Genomic DNA, 24,294 nt, shown 5'->3' with positions numbered 1-24,294 from the left:
CCCCGCCGGTGCGCCGTCAGTGCTTGTGGAACGACTGGCGCACCACACCCCCCACCAGCGCGCACCAGGTAGTGGTGCTGATCTTGCCGTTGGGCGGTAGTCCGTGCAGGCGCTGGAGGTCCTTCACCGCCGTGCGGGTCGCGTGGTCGTACTCGCCGGTCGGGGTGACCTCGGCGTAGCCCTTGGAGGCGAGCATGGACTGCGCGGCCACCACCGGGACGCCCGACGACTTCTGGTCCAGCTCCGGGGCCAGGGTCTCCCAGGTCGGCGCCGTGAGCGTGGCGTCGACGTCGACCGGGATGCCGTTGCGCGCCTGCCAGTCCTGCACCGCGGCGACCGTGGCCGCGTCGAACACGCCGTTCACCGGCACGGCGTAGCCGCGGAACGTGAGCAGGTACTGCGCGACCTGGACCACCGGGCCGCCGACGAAACGCCAGATGTCCGGCCAGCGACGGGCCAGCACGTCGCCCAGCTTCGTGCCCAGCTTCTGGAAGACCGCGCGGCGCAGCGCCGGGAACTCCCGGTAGAACATCGCGCCGGGGCAGAGCGTGGCGCGGAAGTCCCAGTGACCGAAGATGTCGTGCGCGTGCAGCCCGTACTGCCGGCAGATCGCGGTGCACAGCCGGGCGAGGGAGTCGAGCAGCTCCTCCGGCGGCGTCTCGGTGACGTAGGTGCCCTCGTTCTCGATGCCGATGGCCCGCCCGTTCTCGCCCGGGCAGTGCGCGGCGATCATCTGCCGGTCGCCGGCCCGCAGCCGGTCCAGGCTGCCGTGGCGTCCCTCCAGGACGTGACCGCCGCGGCTCACCGTGAAGTGCTGCCCGGTGTCGGACCAGCCGTTGCCGTCCATGTGCAGGTCCTGGCAGTCGCGGGCGAGCTGCTTGGCGTGCTCCTCGGAGTAGTCCGTGACGTTCGGGAACGCCATGTGGTGCACGATGATCTTGTTGGTCGGGATCGCGCTCACCGACAGCGGGTCGGCCGGCGGGCGGGCGGCCCACTCGTCACAGCTGATGATCCAGTCGAGGTCCGCGCCCGGCGCGGCCTGCGCGGCGGCCGGCCGGGCGAGCTCACTGCCGACGACCGCGACCGCTGCGGCGCCGAGGCCGGCCCGCAGCAGCGTACGGCGGTCCAGCTCGGGGTGGTCGAAGTGCATCTCGCCTCCTCGATGGCCCGGCCGGCGCCGGGCGATGTAAAGGAACTGCAACGACTGCGCGCGTGGTGGAGAATATTGCCAAGCTCGCGCGGCGCGCCAGAGGACAAAAGCGACGTTCGCCGGCCGGTGAGCCGGTTGCTCCTACCGCCGGAGTAGGCGATCTCACGTCCGCTGACCGGGACGGACCATCGTCTTCCGCGACCCGCCGTGGCAGCCTGGGCCGGTGCAGTCGCCCAGCCCGACCGGGATCCTCGTGCTCGTCGCGGTGCTCGCGGCCGCCACCGCGTTCGGCTGGTGGCGCCGCCGCCACGACGGGCGGCTGCGCGCCGTCCGGAAGCGCCCATCGGCCGCCGACGCGCCGCACCTCGCCACCCTCACCGCCCTCGGGGTACGCCCCGGCGAGGTCACGCTGGTGCAGTTCTCCGCACCGGTCTGCGCGCCCTGCCGGGCCGCCCGCCGGGTGCTCGCCGAGGTCGCCGCCCGCCTCGACGGGGTCGCGGTGCGGGAGGTGGGCGTGGACGAACACCTCGACGCGGCCCGGGAACTGGACGTGTGGCGTACCCCGACGGTGCTGGTGGTGGACGCCGCCGGTCGCGTGGTGCGCCGGGCCGCCGGCGTGCCCGACCGCGACGACCTGATCGCCGCGCTCACGGCCGGGGCGGCGCGATGACCGGCGTACGGCTGACCCGCCGCCGGGTGGTGGACCACGGCCGGCTCGCCACGAGCCTCTGTGCGGCGGCGCATCCCGCCTGACCGACCCGCCCCGCACGAACGGACCCATCCCATGCTGCTCGACCCCCGGGGACCGCGCTTCGCCGCCGTCCTCACCACAGTCGTCCTCGCGATCGTCCTCGTCACCGGCTCCGGGCTGCTCCTGCTCGCCCAGGCCCTGGTGTTCGCGCGCACCGCCGTCAACCCGCGCGTCGGCCCGTACGGCCTGCTGTTCCGCGCCCTGGTGGCGCCCCGGCTGGACCCGCCGGCGGAGCTGGAGCCGGTCGCGCCGGTTCGCTTCGCCCAGGTCGTCGGCCTGGCCTTCAGTGTCGTCGGCGCGGCCGGCTGGTTCGCCGGGCTGCCCGCGCTCGGCCTGGCCGCCACCGGCGCGGCGCTGGCCGCCGCGTTCCTCAACGCCGCGTTCGGGCTCTGCCTCGGCTGCGAGGCGTACCTGACGATCCGGCGGCTGGCCGGGCGCCCGCTCGCCGCCCGGGTGGCGGTGCCCCCGCGCTGAGGTTCCGCCCGTACGCTGGCCCCGGGCGGACGGGGGGAGTGGCATGGCGGGTCGCGGGCGGCTGGACCGGCGCAGCGTGCTCGTCGCCGCGGGCGGGCTGGCGGTCGCCGGGATCGGCGTGCCGGTCGGGCTGGCCGCCACGAACGACAGGCCGCCGCCCCCGCCGCGCGGCCGGCGGCCGGTCAGCATGGCGATGCACCTGCACGCCTCGTTCAGCGAGGGCGTGGCCAGCTACGCCGCCCACCTCGACCAGGCCCGGCGCAACGGCGTCGACGTGCTGTGGTGGACCGACCACGACTTCCGGGTCGCCGCCCACGACCACCGCCGGGTCGTCCACTTCGACGGCCCGGAGGAACGCGAGGGCGGCCTGGCCTGGACCTGGCAGCCCGCCACCGAGGGACGGCTGACCGGCTCGGCCGCCGACTTCGTGGACGCGCCGGACGCCCCCGACGGCCCGGGCCGCGCGCTGCGCCTGACCGCCGCCGGTTCCGGCACCCACTGGTACGCGGGCAAGGCGTGGAACTGGACGCACACCTCAAACATCTCCGACACCACACTGCACCTCGACGTACGCCCCGAAGCCGCCGGCCGGGACGCCACGCTCACCGTGGAACTCGCACTGTCGCACCACCCGGCCGGACCCGGGCGGCCCGCCGGGCAGCTCGTGCTGCGCTACCGCCTCGGTGGCGTCGACACGGTCCGGCACACGGTGGACGGCCGGCACGGCACCGTCGAGCTGCCCGCCCCGCCCGGCGCGTGGCGGCGGCACACGTTCGGCCTGCTCGCCGACGTACGGCGGCTCTGGCCCGACATCGTCGCCGGGGACAACTCGCTGCGCGGACTGCGCCTCGGCGTGACGGTGGCCGGTGGCGGGCGCGGCGCCTACCTGGTGGACCGGCTCGTCTTCGACCGCGCCCGCCGCGCCGGCCAGGCGGGCGAGGAGATGCGCGCCGAGGTGCTGCGCGGCTACGACGGCGCGTACCCCGGCGTCACCCACCACCGGGCGTACGAGGTGTCGATGGTGCGGCACCTCAACTGGTTCGGCGGCGACGGCACGCTGCCGCGCTTCCCGTCCCCGCCGTACCGGGACAACGACGTCGACGCCACCGAGCGGATGGTGGAGTTCCTGCACGCGCACGGCGGCGTGGTGTGCTGGAACCACCCGCTGGACGTGGAGCGGCGCGAGTCCCTGGCCCGCCTGCTGGTCAGCCGCGACGCGCTCGGCGTCGACCTGATCGAGATCGGACGCCGGCCGGTCGAGGACCACCTCTGGGCGTACGACGTGGCGGCCCGCAACGCGATCCCGCTCACCGCCGTGGGGGTCACCGACGACCACGACGGCACCGACTGGCGGGCCGGCCGGGACCGCAACGTCACGTCGGTGTGGGCGGCCTCGACCGGCCGGGACGACCTGGTCGCGGCGCTGCGCGCCGGGCAGGCGTGGTTCGCCGACCTGGCCGGCTACCGGGGCGCGCTGGACCTGGAACTGGGCGGCCGCAGCACGATGGGCGCGCTCGCCGTGCTCACCGAGGACACCGTCACGGTGCGGCTGCGCGCCACCGACCTGCCCGCCGGGGCCACGCTGGAGACGGTCACCGGTGAGGTCGACCGGGCCGGTGTCGCGGACCCGACACCGGCGGTCCGGGTCGATCAGGTGCCCTGGCGGCAGTTGCGGCAGGGCTGGTACGACCTGCCGGTGCGCGTCGGCGCCGGCACGTACGTCCGCACCCAGGTCCGCGACCGCGACGGCGAGATCGTCGGCGCGAGCAACCCGCTCTGGCTGCTCCGCACCCCTCCACCCGCAGGAATCCCCCCACCCCGCCGCCGCTGACCCGCGCCCCGCTACCTCTCCGTCGATCATGAAGTTGGCGGCGATGTCTGTCCTTTTTGTTCCTGTCAACTTCATGATCGACGAGCTGACTGTGGTTGCCGGGGTCTGGTAGTCGTGGCGGTGTGTCCGATACCGACCACCTGTCGTGCCGCGCCGTGCCGCCCGAGCGCCGGTCGGCGCCCGGAAGCAGCCGTTGCGGCGATGGCCCGTGGCTGCGCCACGGTGAGAATGACGAGCGAGGCGGCGTCCGACATCCGCCCGTGGGACGCCGTGGAGTCTGTCGCATGAGCGGCTGGGAACTGTCCGGATACACCCCGGTCCGCCGGCTCGGCGCCGGCGCGTCGGGCAGCGTCGTGCTCGCCACCCACGACGCGACCGGCACCCCCGTCGCGATCAAGTACCTGATCCGCGACCTGGGCGAGGACTCGGCGTTCCGGAGCGCGTTCCGCACCGAGGCCCGGCTCCTCGGCGAGATCGACGACCCGCACGTCAGCCGCCTCTACGAGTACGTGGAGAGCCCGCACGGCGCGGCCATCGTGATGGAACTGGTCGACGGTGTCTCACTGCGCCAGATGCTGCGCGAACACGGCCCGACCACACCCGAGGCCGCGCTCTGCGTCCTCAAGGGCTCACTCGCCGGCCTGGCCGCCGCGCACGGCCACGGTGTCGTGCACCGCGACTACAAACCGGAGAACGTGCTGGTCACCGGTGCCGGGCTGAGCAAGCTCGCCGACTTCGGCATCGCCATGCCGATCGGCCAGGGCTCCGACACCACGGTGTCCGGCACGCCCCGCTACATGGCCCCCGAGCAGTGGACCGGTGCCCCGGCAAGCCCCGCGTGCGACGTCTACGCCGCCACCGCCACGTTCTTCGAGTGCCTCACCGGCCGTCCCCCGTACCAGGGACCGGACCTGCTCTCCCTGCGCGACCAGCACGCCAGCGCGCCGATCCCCGCCGAGGCGGCACCCCCGCCGGTGCACGAACTGCTGCGCCACGGCATGGCCAAACGCCCCGACGAGCGCCCGCCGTCCGCCGAGGCGTTCTTGGAACTGCTGGAACGGGTCGCCGGCACCGGCTACGGCCCGGAATGGGAGGAACGCGGGCTGCGCGAGCTGGCCCGGCGGGCAGTGCTGCTGGCCGCGCTGTGGCCGTTCCCGGAGCGGGCCGAGGGCGGCACCGCCGTCGCGCACACCGAACTCGGCACGACCACCACCGGCCGGGGCGGACGGTTCCGCAAGGGCCGCACCCGTACCGCCCTGGCGGCGGGCGCCCTGGTCGCCGCCGTCCTGGCCGGGGGCGCCGGCTACAGCTACGCCGCCCACGACGACACGTCCGCCGCGGGTCCGACCGGCTCCGCGAGCGCCGCCCCCGTCACCACCGGCGCACCCGTACCGGACCCGACCGGCGCCGAGACGCCCAGCCCGTCACCGACACCCGGCCCGTCCACCGTGTCCGCCGCGCCGCCACCACCCGCGCCGTCGGCCACCCCCGACCCGACCGGCACGCCGACCCGCACCGGCACACCCACCCCCAGCGCGTCACGCACCACCAGCCCGCCGCCACCGGACGTGACCGCGCCGGTCGTGGACGGCGTCAGCGCCGACCCGGGCGAGCTGGACCCGAAGGGCTGCCCCTACGGCGCCAAGAGCAGCACCGTCACCGCCACCGTCACCGACGACCGCAGCGGCCCGGCCGCGCTCACAGTCACCTTCGGCTACACAGTCGATGGCGCCACCGGCACGATCCGGATGGCCGCCACCGGGCGTGGGCTGTTCACCGGCACGCTCGGCCCGCTGTCCACGCCCAAGCGCAGCGCCCGCATCCCCGTCCGGGTCACCGCCGCCGACGCCGCCGGCAACACGACCACCTCGACGTCACCGGTGTACGTGACGCTCTACCACGACTGCACCCCCGGCTAGGAGTACGACAGTGCCCGCTGCCCCGCACCGCAGCCCGTCCCGGGGACGGTCGGCGTGACCCGCCCCGACGAGCCCACCGAGGCGCTGCCCACCCGCGCCCTGCCGATCACCGGCGAGGCGGACGCCGCCGAACCCACGGTCCACCTGGCCGCGATCCCCGGCGGGGACGACCGCACCGCAGACCTCGCCGCCTCGGCCACGCCGACACCGCCGGATGCCGAACCGACTGTGCACCTGCGCCCAGGCCGGGCAGACGACGCGGGCGAGGCGACCGTTCATCTTCCGGCCGCTTCGGACAGCGGGGCGGGGCAGGCCACCGTCTACCCGCGTCCGAGCGCGGAAACGGCCCAGCGCCCCGGCGCGGAACCGACCGCAGCGTGGCAGCCCACCGCCTCCTGGCAGCCCACCGGCGTACCGCATCACTGTCACACCACAGGGACGGCGGCGACGGGCGCCGGGGCGTACCCGGATCGGAGCGGCCACACGCGGGCGGCGAGTGGCGTGCCGGCCCCCGGCGGTGAGCTGCGCTTCGGGCCGGGCGTGCCGGCGACGCCGCCGCCCGCGCCGCCCTGGCCCACCGCGCCTCCGATCCGCCCGCGCCCGGTCTGGCGTCGCGTCGTCTCGGTGCTGTCCACGCTGCTCACCGTGGTGCTGCTGCTGGCTGTCGGCCTCTATCTGTGGCAGCGGCTGCGCCCGCTGGAGGTCGAGGGGGTCACCGTCGCGGTGCCCCGGCCTGCGGGTGTCGCCTGCGACGTGACAGTCGACGTGGTGGCCACCGTGCGCACCAACGGGCGCGGCGGGACGATCAGGTACCAGTGGTTCCGCTCCGACGCGCCACCCGGTGCCGTTCTCACCGAGCGGGTCGGCAGCGGGCAGCACACGGCGGCGCTCACCCTGAAGTGGACGTTCACCGGGGCCGGGACCACCACCGGGATCGCCACCGTCAACATCATCGAACCGTCGACGGCGCAGGCCGGCACCCGCGTCGTCTACCGCTGTCCCGGCGGCTGACCGCGTTTCCCCGCGCGCGGGTCCGGGTAGCCCCACCCGAACAAACCTGGACCACGTACGTGGAGGCCCTTCGATGAGAGACAACTTCGGGGACGCGGTGGGCGACGCGTTCCGTTCGGTGATGCTGTTCCTGCCCAAGGCGGTCGCGTTCGTCGCGATCCTGATCGTCGGCTGGCTGATCGCCAAGGCCGTGCTGAAGCTCGTGGACAAGGTCCTGGAGCGGGTCCACTTCGACCGGGCCGTCGAGCGCGGCGGGATCAAGACCGCGCTGGCCCGCTCGAAGTACGACGCCAGCGACATCGTCGCGAAGCTGGCCTACTACGGCGTGCTGCTGGTGACGCTGCAGCTCGCGTTCGGCATCTGGGGCCCGAACCCCATCTCCGACCTGATCGCCGGTGTGATCGCCTGGCTGCCCCGGGCGTTCGTCGCGATCGTCATCGTGGTGGTCGCCGCGGCCATCGCCCGCGCGGTGAAGGACATCATCTCCAGCGCGCTCGGCGGCCTCTCCTACGGCCGGGTGCTTGCCAACCTCGCCTCGGTGTTCATCCTGGGCCTCGGCGTCATCGCCGCGCTCAACCAGATCGGCGTCGCCACCACGGTCACCACCCCGGTGCTGATCGCGGTGCTCGCCACCGTGGGCGGCATCCTGGTCGTCGGCGTCGGCGGCGGGCTGGTCCGGCCGATGCAGAGCCGCTGGGAGAACTGGCTGACCCGGGCCGAGGAGGAGTCGCGCACGATCGCCACGCACGCCCGCGCGTACCAGGCCGGACGGCGTGACGTCGAGGCCCGCCTGGCCGCCACCGGCCCGTACGCGGACTCCGAGCTGACCCAGCCGGTGAGCCGCGACGCCGAGGCGGACCGCACGCAGCCGGTCCCGGCCTACCCGGCCACCCCGGCCGCCGCCGGTGCGGACGCCACCGAGCCGGTGCCCTCGCCGGCGGGCGCGGAGGCCACGCAGCACATTCCGGCGTACGCCGACTCCGACCGCACCCAGCCGACCACGCCACGCCAGCCGACGGCCGAGCAGGCCGCGGACAGCGAGGCCACCATGGTCATTCCGCAGGCCGACGTGGACAAGTTCCGCCGCTGACCCGACAGCGGCGACGAATCGGGGCGGGACCGCACGGTCCCGCCCCGATCGCGTGCCCGCCGGGACCACCCGACCGCCTCTCGGCGGATAGGATCCCGGCATGACCTGGCGATGTTGATGCCTTTCTGAACGACGAGCCCGCGGGCCGCCGCGGACGCCGTGCTTTCCGACCGGTGTCCGTCACGCCCCGTGGGAAGGTTCCATGCTCGTCGCTCCTGCCCGCGTACCAGCGACCCGCCGTCTGGCGGCGACGCTCTACGGGTACGCGTTCCTCACCGACCTCGTCCTGCTCTACCCGCTCTACGTGCTGCTGTTCGCCGACACCGGGTTGTCGGTCGGGCAGATCTCCTCGCTGTTCGTGCTCTGGGCGGCCGCCGGCATCGTGCTGGAGGTGCCCTCCGGCGTATGGGCCGACGCGGTGTCGCGCCGCCTGCTGCTCTGCCTGGCGCCGCTGCTGGCCGCCGCCGGGTTCGCACTCTGGGTGCTGCTGCCGTCCTATCCGGCGTTCGCCGCCGGCTTCCTGCTCTGGGGCGCCGGGGGCGCGCTGCGCTCCGGCGCGCTGGAGGCGCTCGTCTTCACCGAGCTGCAACGCCTCGGCGCGGCCGACAGGTATGCCCGGCTGATCGGCCGGACCCGCACCGCCGAGGTGCTCGGCGCGGTCGGCTCGGGGGTGCTCGCCGGGCCGGTGTTCGCGCTCGGCGGCTACCTCGCCGTCGGCGCGGCGAGCGTGGCGGCGTGCCTGCTGGCGGCTGCTGTCGCGGCCCGCTTCCCGGAACACCGCCGGCCGCCGGCCGCTCCGGTCCCGGCGGTGGACGACGATGAGCCCGGCTGGCTGGACAGCCTGCGCCTGGGCCTGCGCGAGGTGCGGGCCGACCGCCGCGTCCGCGCCGCCGTGCTGCTGGTCGCGGCGGTCACCGCGATCTGGGGCGGGCTCGACGAGTACACCGGCCTGCTGGCCGCCGACACCGGCATGGCCGAGGTGGGCGTACCGCTGCTGCTCCTGCTGGTGTGGGCCGGGATGACTGTGGGCGGGCTGCTCGCGCCGCTGGGCGAGCGGCTGTCCCACCGCGGGTACGCCGGTCTGCTGGTGTTCGCGGCCGCGGCGACCGCTGCCGGGGCGCTGCTGCGGCACCCGGCGGGGTTCGTGCTGCTGGCGGCGGCGTTCGCCGCGTTCCAACTGGCCACCGTGCTCGCCGACGTGCGGCTCCAGGCCCGGATCACCGGATCGGCCCGGGCCACCGTCACCTCGGCCGCCGGAATGGCCACCGACCTGACCATCGTCGCCTTCTACGCCGGGTACGGGCTGCTCGCCGGCGCGGTGGGGAACCCGGCTGCCTTCGCGGTCGCGGTGCTGCCGTACCTGCTGGTGGCGCTCTGGCTGCTCACCGGTCGAGCATGAATCGCCAGAAAGGGGACCAATGGTCGCGTGCGCGGCCTAGCGTTGGTCCGGGAATTCGGCGACCCCGGGAGACGATCGCGGTGACGTTGGAAGCAGAGCGCACGCTGCGCGACGAGGAGCTGACCGGGCTGGCGGACCTGGCCGCCCAGCTACGGGTGGACGCGATCAGGTGCAGCACGATGGCCGGCTCCGGGCATCCCACGTCCAGCCTGTCCGCCGCCGACCTGCTCGCCGTGCTCGTCGCCCGGCACCTGCGCTACGACTGGTCCTACCCGGGCAACCCCGGCAACGACCACCTGATCTTCTCCAAGGGACACGCCTCCCCACTGCTGTACGCGGTGTTCCGCGCCACCGGCGCGATCAGCGAGCAGGAGCTGCTGGAGACGTACCGGCGATCCGGGTCGCGCCTGCAGGGCCACCCCACGCCGGTGCTGCCCTGGGTGGACGTCGCCACCGGCTCGCTCGGGCAGGGCCTGCCGGTCGGCGTCGGGGTGGCGCTCGCCGCCCAGTACCTCGACCGGTCACCAGCACACGTCTGGGTGCTCTGCGGCGACAGCGAAACCGCCGAAGGGTCGGTGTGGGAGGCGCTGGACAAGGCCGGCCACTACGGTCTGCGCAACCTCACCACGATCGTGGACGTCAACCGGTTCGGCCAGCGCGGCCCCACCGAACTGGAGTGGGACCTGGACACCTACCGGCGGCGCGTCGAGGCGTTCGGCTGCCAGGCGATAGTCGTCGACGGTCACGACCTGGGCGCGATCGACGAGGCGTACGGGCAGGCCCGCGACGCGACCGGGCCGACAGTGGTCCTGGCCCGTACGGTCAAGGGCAAGGGCGTACCCGCGGTGGAGAACGACCCGACCTGGCACGGCAAGCCGTTCGACCCGGAGCTGGCCGATCGGGCCGTCCGGGCGCTCGGCGGGCCCCGGCGCATCCGGGTCGCCGGACCGAAACCACCGGCCGCGCCGCGCACCGCCCCGGCCGAGCACGGGCAGCCGGAGCTGCCGCGATACGAGCGTGGCGCGAAGGTCGCCACGCGGGACGCGTACGGTGACGCGCTGCGCGCCCTCGGCGCCGCCCGGCCCGACGTGGTCGCGCTCGACGGCGAGGTCAGCGACTCCACCCGGGCGGAGCGCTTCGCCACCGCGTACCCGGATCGGTTCTTCCAGATGTTCATCGCCGAACAGCAGCTCACCGCTGCGGCGGTGGGCCTGGCGGTGCGCGGCTACCGGCCGTTCGCGGCGACGTTCGCCGCGTTCTGGTCCCGGGCCTACGACTTCATCCGGATGGCCGGGGTGTCCCGGGCCGACATCGCGCTGGTCGGGTCGCACGCCGGGGTGGAGATCGGCGCGGACGGCCCGTCCCAGATGGGGCTGGAGGACATCGCCGCGCTGCGGGCCGTGCCCGGCTCCACGGTGCTCTGCCCGGCCGACGCGGTCTCCTGCGCGGCCCTCGTCGCCCAGATGCCCGACCACCCGGGCATCACCTACCTGCGCACCACGCGTGGCAAGTACCCGGTGCTCTACGACGACGCCGAGCCGTTCCCGATCGGCGGCAGCCGGATGGTGCGCGACGGCGGCGACGTGGCGCTGCTCGGCACCGGCGTGACGGTGCACCTGTGCCTCGCCGCCGCCGACGAACTGACCCGCGAGGGCATCGACGCCCGGGTGATCGACATGTACTCGATCAAGCCGGTGGACCGGCAACGCCTGGCCGAGACCGTCGTGGAGACCGGCGGGCGGCTGGTAGTGGTCGAGGACCACTACCCGGAAGGTGGGTTGGGCTCCGCGGTGCTGGAGGCGCTCGCCGACCTGGGCGAACCGGCCCGGGTCAACCACCTGGCGGTACGCGGGCTGCCCGGTTCCGGCACCCCTGCCCAGCAGTTCGACCGGGCCGGTATCGGCGTCGGCGCGATCGTCTCGGCGGCGCGGGCCCTGGCCTGAGCGCCTGTTCGCCGGGGCCGGCGGTGTTTGCGGCGGCCGGCGGCGGGTAGCCACGCTGCCGTTGCGACGGGAGGACGGACGATGGCCGAACCGGAGTTCTACGCGCGGGTGTCCGCCCGCGCCGGCGTGCCGGTCGAGACGGCCCGCGCGCTGACCGAGGCGACGCTGCGCACGCTCGCCGAACGGATCAGCGGCGGCGAGGCCGACGACCTGTCCGCGCACCTCGCGCACGAGCTGCGTCCGCTGCTGGCCCGCGCCCGGGTCGAGGACCCGGAGGTCTTCGGGTACGACGAGTTCCTGCGCCGGGTCGCCGAGCGCTCCGGCGCGACCCCGTCCGACGCCGAGCGCGGCGCGCGGGCGGTGTTGCAGGCGCTGCACCGGGTGATCGGGCCGGCCCAGTTCAACCGCGCGCTGTCCCAGCTACCCCGCGAGATCGCCGAGCTTGCCCAGCCCACCCCCCGCCCGGCCTGACCGCGCCCGGCCTGACCGTCACTCGGGCAGTGCGTCCAGATAGACCCAGCGGCCGTCCTCGCGGGCGAAGCGGCTGTGCTCGGCCAGCACGCCCGCCCGGCCACTCTCGCGGTAGTGCGCCCGGAACCGGACCGTACCGGCGCTGTCGAACAGGCCGCCCTGCCCGGTCTCCGCGATCTCCAGCCGGGTCCAGCGGGTGCCCGGGTCCAGCTCCAGCCGCTCGGGGCGGGTGCTGGAGTGCCAGCTGTGCCGCAGGTACGCGGCGTCGCCGAGCGCGAACGCGCTGAACCGGGACCGCATCAGCGCCTCCGCGGTCGCCGCCGTCGCCTCGCCCCGGTGGACCGGGGCGCAGCAGTCCGCGTACGGCCGGCCGGTGCCGCACGGGCACACCGCCGGACTTTGACCCCGTTTCGCCATGCCACGATTCTCCCAAGCGCCGGGGCGGTGCCCAGCAGGGGCCCTTCCCGGCACCTCGACGCACTAGGCTCCCCGGACCATGAGCGTGAGTCCTACTCAGCGTGCTCTCGACCCCGCGCAGGTCCGCCGCTACCTCACCGCCTCGCTCGGATCCGGCGCCGAGGTGGCCGACTGCGGGCCGCTGACCGGTGGCGGCTTCGCCGCCGTCTGGTGGGTACGCCTCACCGACGGCCGCGAGGTGGTGCTCAAGGTCGGTCCGCCGCCGCACGTGCCGTTGCTGCGCTACGAGCGGGACATGATCGGCGCGGAGGCGCACTACCTGCGCCTGGTGGCCGACCGCGCACCGGGGGTGCCGACGCCGGCGCTGCTGCGGCACGGAACCGACCCCGAGCTGGGCGACTGGCTGCTCATGGCGCGGCTACCGGGTCGTACCCTCTGGGACCTGAGCCAGGCCGGCGCGGACGTCGGTCCGCTGCGCGCCGAGTTCGGCCGCGCGCTCGCCGCGCTGCACACGGTCACCGGCGAGCGGTACGGCTACGACGGCGACCGGGCCTCCGGCGCGACGTGGCGGGACGCGTACACGGCGATGGTGGACGACATGCTCGCCGATGCCGCGGATTGGGCGGTGCCGCTGCCGGTGCCCGCCTCCCGGATCCGGGAGCTGGTGGCGCGGCACGCGGCGGTGCTCGACGCGGTCGACCGCCCGGCGCTGCTGCACTTCGACGGCTGGGCCGGGAACGTGCTCGCCGTCGACGGGCCGGACGGCACGCCGCGCCTGAGCGGCCTGGTCGACGGCGAGCGGTACCTGTGGGGTGACCCGCTGATGGACCTGGTGTCGCCGCTGCTGTTCCGCCGCGCCGAGGACGAGCCGGACGACCCGCTGGTGCGCGCCTACCGGGCGGCGGCGCCGTTCCCGCTCGACGCCGGGGCGCGGCGGCGGCTCGGGCTCTACCGGCTCTACCTCTACCTGCTGATGACCGTCGAGATGCCCAGCCGGAACATCACCGCCGACAAAGACCCGGGCCGGGTGGAGCTGCTGGCGGAACTCCTCGGCGCGGAGCTGGCCGACCTGGCGGACTGAGCGTCACCGGGTCGCGGTGGCGAAGACGACGATGTTGTCCGGGTAGCTGCCGGTGCGCGGGTCGAACCGCCCGCCGCACGTGATCAACCGGAGCCGCGCCGCCGCGTCGCCGCCGTAGACCCGCGCGGTGGGGAAGCGCTCCTTCGGGTACGCCCCGACGCCGTCCACAGTGAACGTCGCGGTCCGGCCGTCGGCCCGCAGCACCCGGATCGTGTCGCCGCCGCGCAGCCGCCCGAGGTCGAAGAAGACCGCCGGGCCGTGCTGCGAGTCGACGTGCCCGACCAGCACCGCGTTGCCGGCCTGGCCGGGGGCGGGACCGGGGTGGTACCAGCCGGTGACCTCCGGGCGGTCCAGCGGTGGCACCTCGAGCGCGCCGTCCGCGTCGGTGGCGACCGGGACGATCTCGGCGTCGACGCCGATGCGCGGGACGGTGACCCGGACCGGCGTGGACCGGGGGAGCGCCGGACCTGCCGTACCCGGCCGTTCGGTGGCGGGCGCGGCGGAGACGCCGGGCTGCGGTGGTGACGCCGATGTGGTGCCGAGCCCGGCCGAGACCAGGCCGGTGCCGGTGGCGGCGGCGACGGTGACGGCGGTGACCAGGACGGCGGTGTGCAGGCGCGACCGGCGCTGCGACTCCGACAGCATCCCACCTCCGTTCGACGGAGACGCGGCGCCCGCGCCGGAGCATCCGGCGCGGGCGGACCGCCCGGCGAGCCGGTCAGGCTACGGCGTCCGCGCGGCGCCGGCGGATGACCGCGTACGCGCCACCGGCGAGCGCCCCGGCGGCCAGCACGCCACCGGCGATCAGCACTCCGGTGTCGCCGTCGCGCCCGCCGCCACCGGCCTGCGCACCACCGATCGGCGTGACGGTGAACGTGGCGCTGCCGCCGTCGCTGCCGTCGCCGCAGGTGGTGGCCACGGTGTACGTGCCGAGCGTGAACCCGGCGGTGAACAGTTCGGCGCTCAGGCCACCGCCCGCGGCCGCAGTGGTGGACCGGACGTTCTGGTCCCGGTCCGGGCCGGTGACCCGGAAGATCGCGTCACCGGCGTTCGGGTTGCACGTGGTGGTCAGCACGACGGTGCCGCCGACCGGGGTGGTGGCGGGTGAGACTCTGGTGTCCGCCAGCGCGGCGGCCGGGAGCAGCAGTGCGCCGAGGCCCACGCCGAACGCCGCCGATCCGAGAAATGACTGTGCCTTCATCCGCGTCTTCCCTCACTTTTCGTCCGCTGTAGGCGTGGGACGTCGTTCGGGTGGCCAACTCCGTGACGAGCACCGGTGTGGCCAACACTAGGAGGGTTGCGGCGGTCACTGGGGGTAATTGAGAAATCTTCGTTGCCGTCCGGTGTGCTCCCTGCCGCCGCGAGACGGCGGACATGCCGGGCCAGGCCGGGCGGCGAACCGTCCCGGTTCGGTACGTCTGGGTCCGCTGTCCGGTTCGGTTGCCTACCGGACCGGCGGCTCCGGCCGGACCAGTCCGGTGTCGTACGCGAGCACCACCGCCTGGATCCGGTCGCGCAGGCCCAGCTTGGTGAGGATCGCCGAGACGTGGGTCTTCACGGTGGCGGTGCTCAGGTGCAGCCGGGCGGCGATCTCCGCATTGGACAGTGCCCGCGCGGTGAGCGTCAGCACCTCCCGCTCGCGCGCGGTCAGCACGGCGAGCACGTCGCCGGTGGGCGCGGGCGCGGGCAGGCGTTCGGCGTACCGGTCCAGCAGCCGCCGGGTCACTGTGGGCGCGAGCAGGGCCTCGCCGCGCGCCACCACGCGTACCGCCTCGGCGAGGTCGGCCGGGCGGGTGTCCTTGAGCAGGAACGCGCTCGCCCCGGCGCGCAGCGCGGCGTAGACGTGTTCGTCCAGGTCGAACGTGGTCAGCATGACCACCCGGGCCGGGTTGCCGGCGGCCACCAGGTCCCGGGTGGCCGCGATGCCGTCGCGCCGGGGCATCCGCACGTCCATCAGCACCACGTCCGGCCTCGTCCGCGTCGCCACCGCGACCGCCTCGACGCCGTCGGCGGCCTCGCCGACCACGCTCAGGTCGGGCCGCGCGTCGAGGACTGTGCGCAGCCCGGCGCGGATCAGCTCCTGGTCGTCGGCGACCACCACCCGCACGGTCACCGGCCCGCTCCGACCGGCAGTCGCGCGTGGACCCGGAACCCGCCGGCCGGCAGCGGGCCGGCGTCCAGCGTGCCGCCGAGCAGCCGGGCCCGCTCCCGCATGCCGACGATGCCGCGCCCGGTGGGCGTACCGGGCCGGCGGGCGGGCGCCGGGCCGTCGTTGACGACCTCCAGCCGCAGTACGCCGTCGCGGTAGTGGACGTCCACGTCGGCGCGGGTGGCGTGCCCGTGGCGCAGCGCGTTCGTCAGTGACTCCTGCACGATCCGGTACGCCGACAGCTGCACCCCGCCGGGTAGCGCCTCGCCGTCGCCCTCCCGGTGCAGCGTCACCGGCAGACCGACCGCCCGTACCGCGTCGGCGAGCGCGTCGAGCTGCGCCAGCCCCGGCTGTGGCCCGCCCTGCTCGGACCCGTCGTCGACGGCGAGCGCGTGCAGCATGGACCGTAGTTCGGTCAGCGCCGACCGGGCCGCCGTGTCGATCGCGGCGAGCGCGGCCCGGGCCTGCGCCGGGTGCTCGTCGAACACGTCCTCGGCGGCGCCGGCCTGCACCGCGATGACCGCGACGTGGTGCGCCACCACGTCGTGCAGTTCCCGGGAGATGCGTTCCCGCTCGGCCGCCAGCACCTGCCGTTCCCACGCGCAGCGCCGTTGCGCCTGGCCCCGTTGCAGTTCGCCGAGCGTCCAGCTCAGGGCCAGCGCGGTCACCGCCAGCAGCAGGTCCCGCCAGCCGCCGGTGACCAGCTTCCACGGTGTGGGCGCCAGCAGCAGTCCGAGTGCGACGAGCGAGTACCGGGGCGGGCGCAGCCGGGCCACGTACGCCATCGGGATGGCGACCAGGCCGAGCCAGCCGAGCTGCGGGCAGAGCGCCTCCAGGCCGACGCCCGCGAGCGCGGCGACGCCGGCGGCGTACCCCGGGTGGCGCCGGATCCACAGCAGACAACTCGCCTGCGCGACGGCGAGGCCGACCGCGACGGCGGTCGCGCCGGGCGTGTCCGGGCCGGCGTCGGAGGCCAGTAGCGCGAGCAGGCACACGGCGAGGCTCGCGGTGGCGATGCCGCCGTCGAGCAGCAGCAGGAACCGGGACCGGGACGCGCACCTCATGTCCGGATGCTAGGCCGCCGGTCCACCGCTTCTCATCGGTCGCCGGACGGAGATCCGGGCCGGTGGTCGGTCCGGCGGCGGAGCCGGGAACCGCTCCGTGGCCCGATCCGCGCGGCGGCAGGCCGGACCTAGCGTTTCCGGCAGTCGTCCCGATGTGGAGGAGTCACCGATGGAGACCACGATCCCGACCGTCGCCGCCCGCCCGAACCGCCGCCGGGACCGTCTGCTCGCGGTGTTCGCGGCGACCGTCGCCGCGCTGCTGGGATGGGTGGTCGCGGTACCGGTCGCCGGGGTGGAGCTGATAACGCGCAGCGGCTCCGCCGACCAGCGGGTGACGCCGGTGGCGGTGGTGGTGAGCACGCTGCTAGCCGGGCTGGCCGGCTGGGCGCTGCTGGCCCTGCTGGAGCGGCTCACCGCCCGCGCCCGGACGGCCTGGACGGTGGTCGCGGGCCTGGTGCTGCTGGTGTCGCTGCTCGGGCCGCTGGGCGGGGGAGTGGGGGGCGCGGCGACGCTGACGCTGGTGGCGCTGCACCTGGTCGCGGCCGCGGTGCTGATCACCGGCCTGCGCCGGACCGCCGCCCGCTGACGGGTCCGGGCCGCCGCGACGGGGGCGGGCGGCTCGGACCACCAGAACCAGCCTCCTAGGATGCCCTACACGAGGTGACGCCCGAAATTCCTCCGCCACCGATGTCGAGAACGGACGGGCAGCTTCGTCCCCGGAGTGAACGCGGCCAGAATGGGCCGCACGACTCCACGAGGAGACACTCATGAAGTACCTGCTCCTGAAGCACTACCGCGGCGGCCCGACTCCGGTCACCGACATGCCGATGATCGACAAGTGGACGCCGGAGGAGATCTCCGCGCACGTGAACTACATGCAGGAGTTCGCGGCGCGGCTCCAGGAGAGCGGCGAGTACGTCGACGGCCAGGCGCTCGCCCCGGAGGGCACGTTCGTCCGCTACGACGGCGAGGGACGCCCGCCGGTCACCGACGGCCCGTTCGCCGAGACGAAGGACCTCATCGCCGGCTGGATGGTGATCGACGTGGACAGCTACGAGCGCGCGCTCGAACTGGCCGGTGAGCTGTCGGCCGCGCCGGGGCAGGGCGGCAAGCCGATCCACGAGTGGCTGGAGCTGCGCCCGTTCCTGACCGCGCCGCCGACCATCACCGAGTGATCCGTCCGATGGACGAGGTCGCGCTCCGCAGCCTCATCCCGGGCGTGCTCGGTGTCCTCGTCCGCCGCGGAGCCGACTTCGCGGCGGCCGAGGACGCCGTGCAGGACGCGCTGATCGAGGCGCTGCGCGTCTGGCCGGCCGACACGCCCCGCGATCCGCGCGGCTGGCTGGTCACAGTGGCGTGGCGGCGGTTCCTCGACGTGGTCCGCGCCGACGCCGCCCGGCGCCGGCGTGAGGACCTCGTGGACGAGGAGCCGCCACCCGGCCCGGTGCCGGCGGTGGACGACACGCTGCGGCTCTACTTCCTCTGCGCGCATCCGTCGCTGAGCCCGTCGTCGGCCGTCGCGTTGACGCTGCGTGCCGTCGGCGGGCTCACCACCCGGCAGATCGCGCAGGCGTACCTGGTGCCGGAGGCCACCACGGCGCAGCGGATCAGCCGCGCCAAGCGCACCGTCTCCGGGGTCCGGTTCGACCAGCCCGGTGACGTCGCCACCGTGCTGCGGGTGCTGTACCTGGTGTTCAACGAGGGCTACTCCGGCGACGTGGACCTGGCGGCCGAGGCGATCCGGCTCACCCGGCAGCTCGCCGCCGCGATCGACCATCCGGAGGTGGCCGGGCTGCTCGCGCTCATGCTGCTGCACCACGCCCGCCGGGCCGGGCGGACCGCGCCCGACGGCAGCCTGGTGCCGCTGGCCGAGCAGGACCGCGGCCGGTGGGACACGACGCTGATCGCCGAGGGTGTGGGCATCCTCCAGACCGCCCTGTCCCGGGATCGGCTGGGCGAGTTCCAGGCCCAGGCCGCCGTCGCGGCGCTGCACGCCGACGCGCCCACCGCGGCGGAGACCGACTGGGTGCAGATCGTCGAGTGGTACGACGAACTGGTCCGCCTGACCGGCAGCCCGATCGCCCGGCTCAACCGGGCGGTGGCGGTGGGCGAGGCGGACGGCCCGCGCGCCGGGCTGGCGGCGCTCGCGGCGCTGGACGACACGCTGCCCCGGTACACGGCGGTGGCCGCTTACCTGCACGAACGCGACGGCGACCCGGACCGGGCGGCCGCGCTGTACGCGGAGGCGGCCCGCCGGGCGTCCAGCCTGGCCGAACGCGACCACCTGAACCGGCAGGCGGCCCGCCTCAACAGCCGCCGCCCGGCGCGGGCCGACGGATGACCGGGACGCGGGCGCGGGTGCTGGCCCGGCTCGCCGACGACCTCGCCGCGCGCCGTCCGCCGCACCCGCTGCGGGTGGCCGTCGACGGCCCTGATGCGGCGGGCAAGACCCGGCTGGCCGATGACCTGGCCGAGGTGCTGGGGCAGCGGAGGCCGGTGCTCCGGGTGAGCGTCGACGGCTTCCACCGGCCCGCCGCGGTCCGCCGGGCGCGGGGGCCGCTGTCGCCGGAGGGCTACTACCGGGACGCGTTCGACCACGAGACGCTGGTGGAGCGGGTGCTGCGCCCGCTCGGACCCGGCGGTGACCGGCGGTACCTGCGGGTGGCGTACGACCTGCGCGCCGAGAAGCCGGTTCCCGCGGCGCGGGTGACCGCGCCGGCGGACGCGGTGCTGCTCCTCGACGGGGTGTTCCTGCTCCGGCCGGAGTTGCGGTCGCACTGGGACGTGACGGTCTACCTGCACGTGGAGCCGGCCGAGACGCTGCGCCGGGCACTGATCCGCGACCTGGAGGTGTTCGGCTCGGCCGAGGAGGTGCGCCGCCGGTACCGGGCGCGCTACCTGCCGGGGCAGGCGCGGTACCGGGCCGAGGCGAACCCGGCGCGGCACGCGGACGTGGTGCTCGACGTGGCCGACCCGCTCGCGCCGGTGGTGCTCGCCTGGCGGGCGTAAAACCGGTCGGCAGGGTTCATCGCCGCTGGTAGGTTGCCTCGCCGTGACGGGGGAACGGCTCGGCGGGCGCTTCGCCCGACTGTGGACGGCGAGCACGCTGTCCGCGCTGGGGAGTGGGACGGCGACGGTGGCGGCGCCGTTGTACGTGGCGTCGATCACCGACGATCCGCTTGTGGTGTCGGCCGGGGCGGCGGTGTCGTGGCTGCCGTGGCTGCTGTTCGCGCTGCCCGGTGGCGTGCTGGCCGACCGGGTGGACCGGCGGCGGCTGATGGTGCTCATCGACTGGGTACGCGTCGGCGCGCTCGCGGTGCTCGCCGCGGCGATGCTCGCCGACCGGGCCGGGATCGCGCTGCTCTACGCGGTGCTGTTCGTGGTTAACACCGGTGAGGTGGTATTCCGGACCGCCGCGCAGGCGGTGCTGCCGGCGGTGGTGCCGCGCTCCCTGCTGGAACGCGCGAACGGCTGGCTGGGCGGCGGCACCCAGGTGATGCAGAACATGATCGCCGGCCCACTCGGCGGGTTCCTGTTCGTGCTGGCGGCGTCGCTGCCGTTCGCCCTCAACGCCGGCACGTACGCGCTGAGCGCCGTGCTGGTCGGGCTGCTCGCCGGGACGTACCGCGGCGGGCCGGCGCCGGACGGGCGGCGGTCGGTGCGGGCGGAGGTCGCGGAGGGGTTCCGCTGGCTGTGGCGGCAGCGGCTGCTGCGCACCATGACCGTGCTGATCGGCCTGCTCAACGTCACGCTCACCGCCGCCGTGGCGGTGCTGGTGCTGCTCGCCACCGAGCGGCTGGGCCTCGGCTCGGTCGGCTACGGCGCGTTGTTCACCTGCATGGCGGTCGGCGGGGTGCTCGGCTCGCTGGTGGGGGACCGGCTGATCGCCGCGATCACGCCCACCTGGACGGTGCGGACCGGGCTGCTGGTCGAGGCGGGACTGCACCTGGCGCTCGCCGCGTCCCGCAGTGCGGCCGTGGTCGGGTTCGCGTTGTTCGCGTTCGGGGCGCACAGCGCGTTGTGGAACATCGTGGCGAACTCGCTGCGGCAGCGGCTCACCCCGCCGGAGCTGATGGGCCGGGTCGGCAGCACCACGTTGTTCGTCGCGGCTGGTGGCAACTGTGTCGGCGCGCTGCTCGGTGGCGTGGTGGCGGCCCGGTTCGGCATCACCGCGCCGTACTGGGTGGGTTTCGCGGTGGCGGTCGCGGTGATCGCCGCGACGTGGCGGGTCTTCGACCGGGCGACGGTGGCCGCCGCCTATGCCGACCCGGCCCCGCAGAAGCCCGCGCCGGTGGCCTGAGCGCGGGTCGGCCGGTGACCGCATGCGCCGATGTGGCAGCGTGGCCGGATGCACGCTTCCTTCCCGGTCGACGTCGACCTCGCGCTGGTCGGCGGCGGCGGCGCCGCATCCCTGGTCCTGGCCGCGCTGGACCGCCACGGCGTGACCGGGCTGCGGGTCGCGGTGGTCGACCCGGTGCACAAGCGCGGCCAGGACCGCACCTGGGCGTTCTGGGGTCTGCCCGGCGACGACCTCGACCCACTGCTGAGCGCGAGCTGGTCGCGGGTCGACGTGGTCACGCCGGCCGGCCGCCGCGTCCTCACGCTCGACCCCCTGCGGTACGCCATGCTCCGCTCCGCCCCGGTCTACGACCGGGCTGCCGCGGCCGAGCGGCGGCTGGACGCGGTCCGGATCAGCGTCCCGGCGGGGGAGTTGCACGACGACGGTGAGCGGGTCACGGTCCGTGACCCGGACGGGCGGGACCTGGTGCGGGCCGGGTGGGTGCTCGACTCGCGGCCCCGGCGGCCCCGGCGGCCGGGGCGGACCAGCTGGTTGCAGCACTTCCGGGGCTGGTGGCTGGCCGCCGACCGGCCGACGTTCGATCCGCAGCGGGCAGTGCTGATGGACTTCCGCACGCCGCAGCCGCAGCGTGGCGTCTCCTTCGGGTACGTGTTGCCTGTCGACGACCGGTTCGCGCTGGTCGAGTACACCGAGTTCGGGCCGGAACTGCTCGACGACGCGGGCTACGACGCGGCGCTGCGCGGGTACGCCGACCTGCTCGGCCTGGACCTGACCGCGCTGCGGGTGCGGGAGGTCGAGGACGGTGTGATCCCGATGACCGACGGACCGTTCGAGTCCCGTCCCAGCCCTCGAGTGGCGCGGCTGGGCACCGCGGGTGGGGCGACCCGCCCGTCCACCGGATTCACGTTCTCCGCGATGCTGCGCCAGGCCGACCAGGTGGCACTGGCGCTCGCCGCCGGCCGCCCGCCGGTGCCGGCGCCCGCGTACCCGGGACGGCACCTGTGGATGGACGCGGTGGCGCTGCGCGCACTGGATCGCGGGCACGTCGGCGGGGTGGAGTTCTTCGAGCGGCTGTTCGACCGCAACCCGCCGGAGCGGGTGCTGCGCTTCCTCGACGGCGTGACCAGCCCGGCCGAGGACCTGGCGGTGATGCGGTCCAGCCCGCTGCTGCCGATGACCGGCGCGGTGCTCGGCGACGCGGCCGGGCGGCTGCGGGCCCGCCTGCGCCGCTAGCCTCGGTGGCCGGTCGCCTCGGCGACGCGGTCGCGTACCAGCGTCCGCAGCCTCTCCATCGGGTCGCCGTCGCCCGCGCCGAGCCGGTTGCGCACCGCCGCCACCGTCAACCCCAGGTTCGGGTACGCGAACGCGAGGCTCCCGCCGCTACCCGCGGTGCCGAACGATCCGTCGTCGACCGCGTACCCGAGCCCGAACGTGCTCTCCTGCCCGAACACCCACTCCGGTGCGCGGACCGCCGGGGCGGACACCTCCCGCATCCGCCCGGCGGAGATCAGCCGCACCCCGTCGACCGGGCCGAGCAGCGCCGCGTACATCCGGGCCACCGCGCGGGCGCTCATCGTGCCGACCGACGGCACGTCGGCGCGCAGCACGTCGGGGCGGGAACCGATGACGGTGTCCGGCCGTACGCCGGGTGGCGCGACCGCGTCGAAGTGCGGCAGGTTGGCCCCGGCCCAGGTCATCAGCGCGGACAGGCCGGCGTCCTCCAGCCGCGCCAACCGGGGCAGGTCCGCCTCCGGTACGCCGAGGAACAGTTCCCGGTCCACGCCGAGCGGCCCGGACACCTCCTCGGCGAGCACCCGCGACACCGGGGCGCCGGTGACCCGCCGCACCACCTCGCCGACCAGCCAGCCCCACGTCCAGGCGTGGTACGCCAGCCGCTCGCCGGGTGCCCACAGCGGCCGTGCGTCGGCGAGCAGCTCGCACATGCGCGTCCAGTCGGTGAAGTCCTCGGGTGTGACGTCGGCGGGCAGCGCTGGCAGGCCGGCGGTGTGGGTGAGCACGTGCCGCAGCGTGATGCCGTCCTTGCCGTGCCGGGCGAACTCCGGCCACACGGCGGCCAGCGGCAGGTCGTAGTCGAGCCGTCCCCGCTCGGCCAGCACGTGCACCACTGTGGCGGTGAGGCCCTTGCCGGTGGAGACCGCGTGCACGGGCGTGTCGGCGGTCATCGGCCGGCCGGTGGTGGTGTCGGCGAGCCCGGCCTGCTCGGCGACGATCGCGACCCCGCCCAGGTACGCGGCCACCTGCACACCGGTCTCCCGGCCGGAGGAGACCAGCTCGTCGAGCGTCGCCCGTACCTCGGCCCGCAGGCCGTCCCACCGCGTGTCCACGATCCCGCAGCGTGCCAGACCGTGGCAGCGGCGTCGTCTGCTTTTCGTGGGAACGGCGACGGCGCCCGGTATCGGCGGCCGGAGGTGCTCTACCGGGCGGCCGGCGTCGGCGTACTGCCGGTGGTGCCCTGGGTGGGCAGCGGGATGGAGTCACCGGTGAGCAGCCGGGCGCGCAGCGCGTCGATCGTCTCCTCGCCGACACCGAGCCGGCCGGTCACGTACCCGTGCACCGAACCGTGCGCGGCCCGCAGCTCGGCCAGCACCAGCCGGATGATCTCGGCCGGTGCCCGCCCGTACGCCGGCCAGCCCGGCGTCGCGCCGCCGTTGCGGTCCCGCCACTCGGCCACCAGACGGTCGGTGGCGTGCTCGGTGAGCGCGAAGTCCGCAGCGATCTGGTCGTCGTCCACGCCGAGCACTGAAAGCACCAGCGCGGCGAGCAGCCCGGTGCGGTCCTTGCCGGACGCGCAGTGGAACACCAGCGGGTGCTCGCCGTCCGCGATCACCTCGATCGCCTGCCGTAGCTCGGCCACGCCGTCCTCGGCCACCTCGGCGTACCGGTCGGCCAGGTAGCGCCACGGGTCCACGTCGGGGTCGATGTCGGCCTGCACGTACGGCCGGTGCTCGATGCTCAGGTTGTGCCAGGTGACGCCGAGGCTCTCCGGGGCCCGGCCGCGGTCGGCGATCTCCCACGGGTACCGCAGGTCGATCACGGTGCGCACGCCGAGCGCCGCGAACCGTTCCAGATCGGCACCGGCGAGCTTGGCCAGCGAGTCGGAGCGGTATAGGCGGCCCCGGGCGACGGCGCGGCCGTCCCCGGTCCGCCAGCCACCGAGGTCACGGAAGTTGCAGAGCGTGGCGAAGTCCGGGGGAGTGGTCATGCTCGCACGCTAGCCGGGCGC

The 24,294-nt window shown here is 75.0% G+C and carries 24 protein-coding genes; 16 read left to right on the top strand and 8 right to left on the bottom strand.

Going from position 1 to position 24,294, the window contains the following annotated elements:
- Positions 1-16: 16 nt before the first annotated feature.
- Positions 17-1,150, bottom strand: coding sequence for a peptidoglycan recognition protein family protein (locus tag O7611_RS14610; RefSeq protein ID WP_269697048.1), 1,134 nt, complete (start codon positions 1,148-1,150; stop codon positions 17-19).
- A gap of 223 nt (positions 1,151-1,373) precedes the next feature.
- Here O7611_RS14610 and O7611_RS14605 point away from each other — a divergent pair, with 223 nt between their 5' ends.
- The 9 genes from O7611_RS14605 to O7611_RS14565 all read left to right on the top strand — a co-directional run bounded on the left by O7611_RS14605 (position 1,374) and on the right by O7611_RS14565 (position 12,039).
- Positions 1,374-1,820, top strand: coding sequence for a TlpA family protein disulfide reductase (locus O7611_RS14605; RefSeq protein WP_269697047.1), 447 nt, complete (start codon positions 1,374-1,376; stop codon positions 1,818-1,820).
- 114 nt (positions 1,821-1,934) lie between these two features.
- On the top strand, positions 1,935-2,375 hold the full coding sequence (locus O7611_RS14600) for a DUF4395 domain-containing protein (RefSeq protein WP_269697046.1): 441 nt from the start codon (positions 1,935-1,937) through the stop codon (positions 2,373-2,375).
- 43 nt (positions 2,376-2,418) lie between these two features.
- Complete coding sequence (locus tag O7611_RS14595) at positions 2,419-4,206, top strand: hypothetical protein (RefSeq protein ID WP_269697045.1); 1,788 nt, start codon at positions 2,419-2,421, stop codon at positions 4,204-4,206.
- A gap of 284 nt (positions 4,207-4,490) precedes the next feature.
- Positions 4,491-6,125 (top strand): serine/threonine-protein kinase, encoded by a 1,635-nt coding sequence (locus O7611_RS14590; RefSeq protein ID WP_269697044.1) that lies wholly within the window; start codon positions 4,491-4,493, stop codon positions 6,123-6,125.
- Between the two features lie 54 nt (positions 6,126-6,179).
- Positions 6,180-7,136, top strand: a complete 957-nt coding sequence (locus tag O7611_RS14585; RefSeq protein WP_269697043.1) for a hypothetical protein — start codon at positions 6,180-6,182, stop codon at positions 7,134-7,136.
- A 73-nt stretch (positions 7,137-7,209) separates the two neighbouring features.
- Positions 7,210-8,226: a mechanosensitive ion channel family protein gene (locus O7611_RS14580; protein ID WP_269697042.1), complete on the top strand. Its 1,017-nt coding sequence runs from the start codon at positions 7,210-7,212 to the stop codon at positions 8,224-8,226.
- 202 nt (positions 8,227-8,428) lie between these two features.
- Complete coding sequence (locus O7611_RS14575) at positions 8,429-9,625, top strand: MFS transporter (RefSeq protein ID WP_269697041.1); 1,197 nt, start codon at positions 8,429-8,431, stop codon at positions 9,623-9,625.
- Positions 9,626-9,705: 80 nt separating this feature from the next.
- On the top strand, positions 9,706-11,568 hold the full coding sequence (locus O7611_RS14570) for a transketolase (protein WP_269697040.1): 1,863 nt from the start codon (positions 9,706-9,708) through the stop codon (positions 11,566-11,568).
- Between the two features lie 81 nt (positions 11,569-11,649).
- Positions 11,650-12,039, top strand: a complete 390-nt coding sequence (locus O7611_RS14565; protein ID WP_194799414.1) for a DUF2267 domain-containing protein — start codon at positions 11,650-11,652, stop codon at positions 12,037-12,039.
- 18 nt (positions 12,040-12,057) lie between these two features.
- Here O7611_RS14565 and O7611_RS14560 read toward each other — a convergent pair whose 3' ends face one another.
- Positions 12,058-12,456 (bottom strand): YchJ family protein, encoded by a 399-nt coding sequence (locus O7611_RS14560; protein WP_269697039.1) that lies wholly within the window; start codon positions 12,454-12,456, stop codon positions 12,058-12,060.
- A 79-nt stretch (positions 12,457-12,535) separates the two neighbouring features.
- On the opposite strand from O7611_RS14560, the gene O7611_RS14555 reads away from it, so the two are divergent.
- On the top strand, positions 12,536-13,537 hold the full coding sequence (locus O7611_RS14555; RefSeq protein ID WP_269697038.1) for a phosphotransferase family protein: 1,002 nt from the start codon (positions 12,536-12,538) through the stop codon (positions 13,535-13,537).
- Positions 13,538-13,540: 3 nt separating this feature from the next.
- On the opposite strand, the gene O7611_RS14550 is transcribed toward O7611_RS14555, so the two are convergent.
- The 4 genes from O7611_RS14550 to O7611_RS14535 form a co-directional block, all read right to left on the bottom strand.
- The gene (locus O7611_RS14550; protein WP_194799417.1) at positions 13,541-14,182 is read right to left on the bottom strand and encodes a class F sortase; all 642 of its coding nucleotides are present in this window, start codon (positions 14,180-14,182) and stop codon (positions 13,541-13,543) included.
- 73 nt (positions 14,183-14,255) lie between these two features.
- Positions 14,256-14,738 carry a hypothetical protein gene (locus O7611_RS14545; protein ID WP_194799418.1) on the bottom strand — a complete coding sequence of 161 codons (483 nt, stop codon included), beginning with the start codon at positions 14,736-14,738 and terminating at the stop codon, positions 14,256-14,258.
- Between the two features lie 243 nt (positions 14,739-14,981).
- The gene (locus tag O7611_RS14540; protein WP_194799419.1) at positions 14,982-15,650 is read right to left on the bottom strand and encodes a response regulator; all 669 of its coding nucleotides are present in this window, start codon (positions 15,648-15,650) and stop codon (positions 14,982-14,984) included.
- Positions 15,647-16,750 carry a sensor histidine kinase gene (locus O7611_RS14535; protein ID WP_194799420.1) on the bottom strand — a complete coding sequence of 368 codons (1,104 nt, stop codon included), beginning with the start codon at positions 16,748-16,750 and terminating at the stop codon, positions 15,647-15,649. The genes O7611_RS14540 and O7611_RS14535 overlap by 4 nt, the downstream gene beginning before the upstream one ends.
- Positions 16,751-16,919: 169 nt before the next feature.
- On the opposite strand from O7611_RS14535, the gene O7611_RS14530 reads away from it, so the two are divergent.
- The 6 genes from O7611_RS14530 to O7611_RS14505 all read left to right on the top strand — a co-directional run bounded on the left by O7611_RS14530 (position 16,920) and on the right by O7611_RS14505 (position 22,283).
- A complete protein-coding gene (locus O7611_RS14530; RefSeq protein WP_269697037.1) occupies positions 16,920-17,336 on the top strand; it encodes a DUF6069 family protein in 417 nt (138 codons plus the stop codon).
- A gap of 181 nt (positions 17,337-17,517) precedes the next feature.
- A complete protein-coding gene (locus tag O7611_RS14525) occupies positions 17,518-17,925 on the top strand; it encodes a YciI family protein (RefSeq protein WP_194799422.1) in 408 nt (135 codons plus the stop codon).
- Between the two features lie 8 nt (positions 17,926-17,933).
- Entirely contained in the window at positions 17,934-19,091 is a 1,158-nt protein-coding gene (locus O7611_RS14520) for an RNA polymerase sigma factor (RefSeq protein WP_194799459.1), read from the top strand.
- Positions 19,088-19,759: a uridine kinase gene (locus O7611_RS14515; RefSeq protein WP_194799423.1), complete on the top strand. Its 672-nt coding sequence runs from the start codon at positions 19,088-19,090 to the stop codon at positions 19,757-19,759. The genes O7611_RS14520 and O7611_RS14515 overlap by 4 nt, the downstream gene beginning before the upstream one ends.
- Before the next feature lie 43 nt (positions 19,760-19,802).
- The gene (locus O7611_RS14510; RefSeq protein ID WP_269697036.1) at positions 19,803-21,050 is read left to right on the top strand and encodes an MFS transporter; all 1,248 of its coding nucleotides are present in this window, start codon (positions 19,803-19,805) and stop codon (positions 21,048-21,050) included.
- Between the two features lie 48 nt (positions 21,051-21,098).
- Positions 21,099-22,283 carry a lycopene cyclase family protein gene (locus O7611_RS14505; protein WP_194799424.1) on the top strand — a complete coding sequence of 395 codons (1,185 nt, stop codon included), beginning with the start codon at positions 21,099-21,101 and terminating at the stop codon, positions 22,281-22,283.
- On the opposite strand, the gene O7611_RS14500 is transcribed toward O7611_RS14505, so the two are convergent.
- Together O7611_RS14500 and O7611_RS14495 are read right to left on the bottom strand one after the other, a co-directional pair.
- Positions 22,280-23,395, bottom strand: a complete 1,116-nt coding sequence (locus O7611_RS14500) for a serine hydrolase domain-containing protein (RefSeq protein WP_269697035.1) — start codon at positions 23,393-23,395, stop codon at positions 22,280-22,282. The two genes, O7611_RS14505 and O7611_RS14500, sit on opposite strands and share 4 nt — an antisense overlap.
- Positions 23,396-23,484: 89 nt before the next feature.
- Positions 23,485-24,273, bottom strand: coding sequence for a tyrosine-protein phosphatase (locus O7611_RS14495; RefSeq protein WP_194799426.1), 789 nt, complete (start codon positions 24,271-24,273; stop codon positions 23,485-23,487).
- Between the last annotated feature and the right edge of the window lie 21 nt (positions 24,274-24,294).

The sequence above is a fragment of the Micromonospora sp. WMMC273 genome, from assembly GCF_027460285.1.
In the GTDB taxonomy this organism is placed as follows: domain Bacteria; phylum Actinomycetota; class Actinomycetes; order Mycobacteriales; family Micromonosporaceae; genus Micromonospora; species Micromonospora aurantiaca.
The sequence above is the reverse complement of the archived record's forward strand: the minus strand, read 5'-3'. Positions and strand labels throughout refer to the sequence as shown.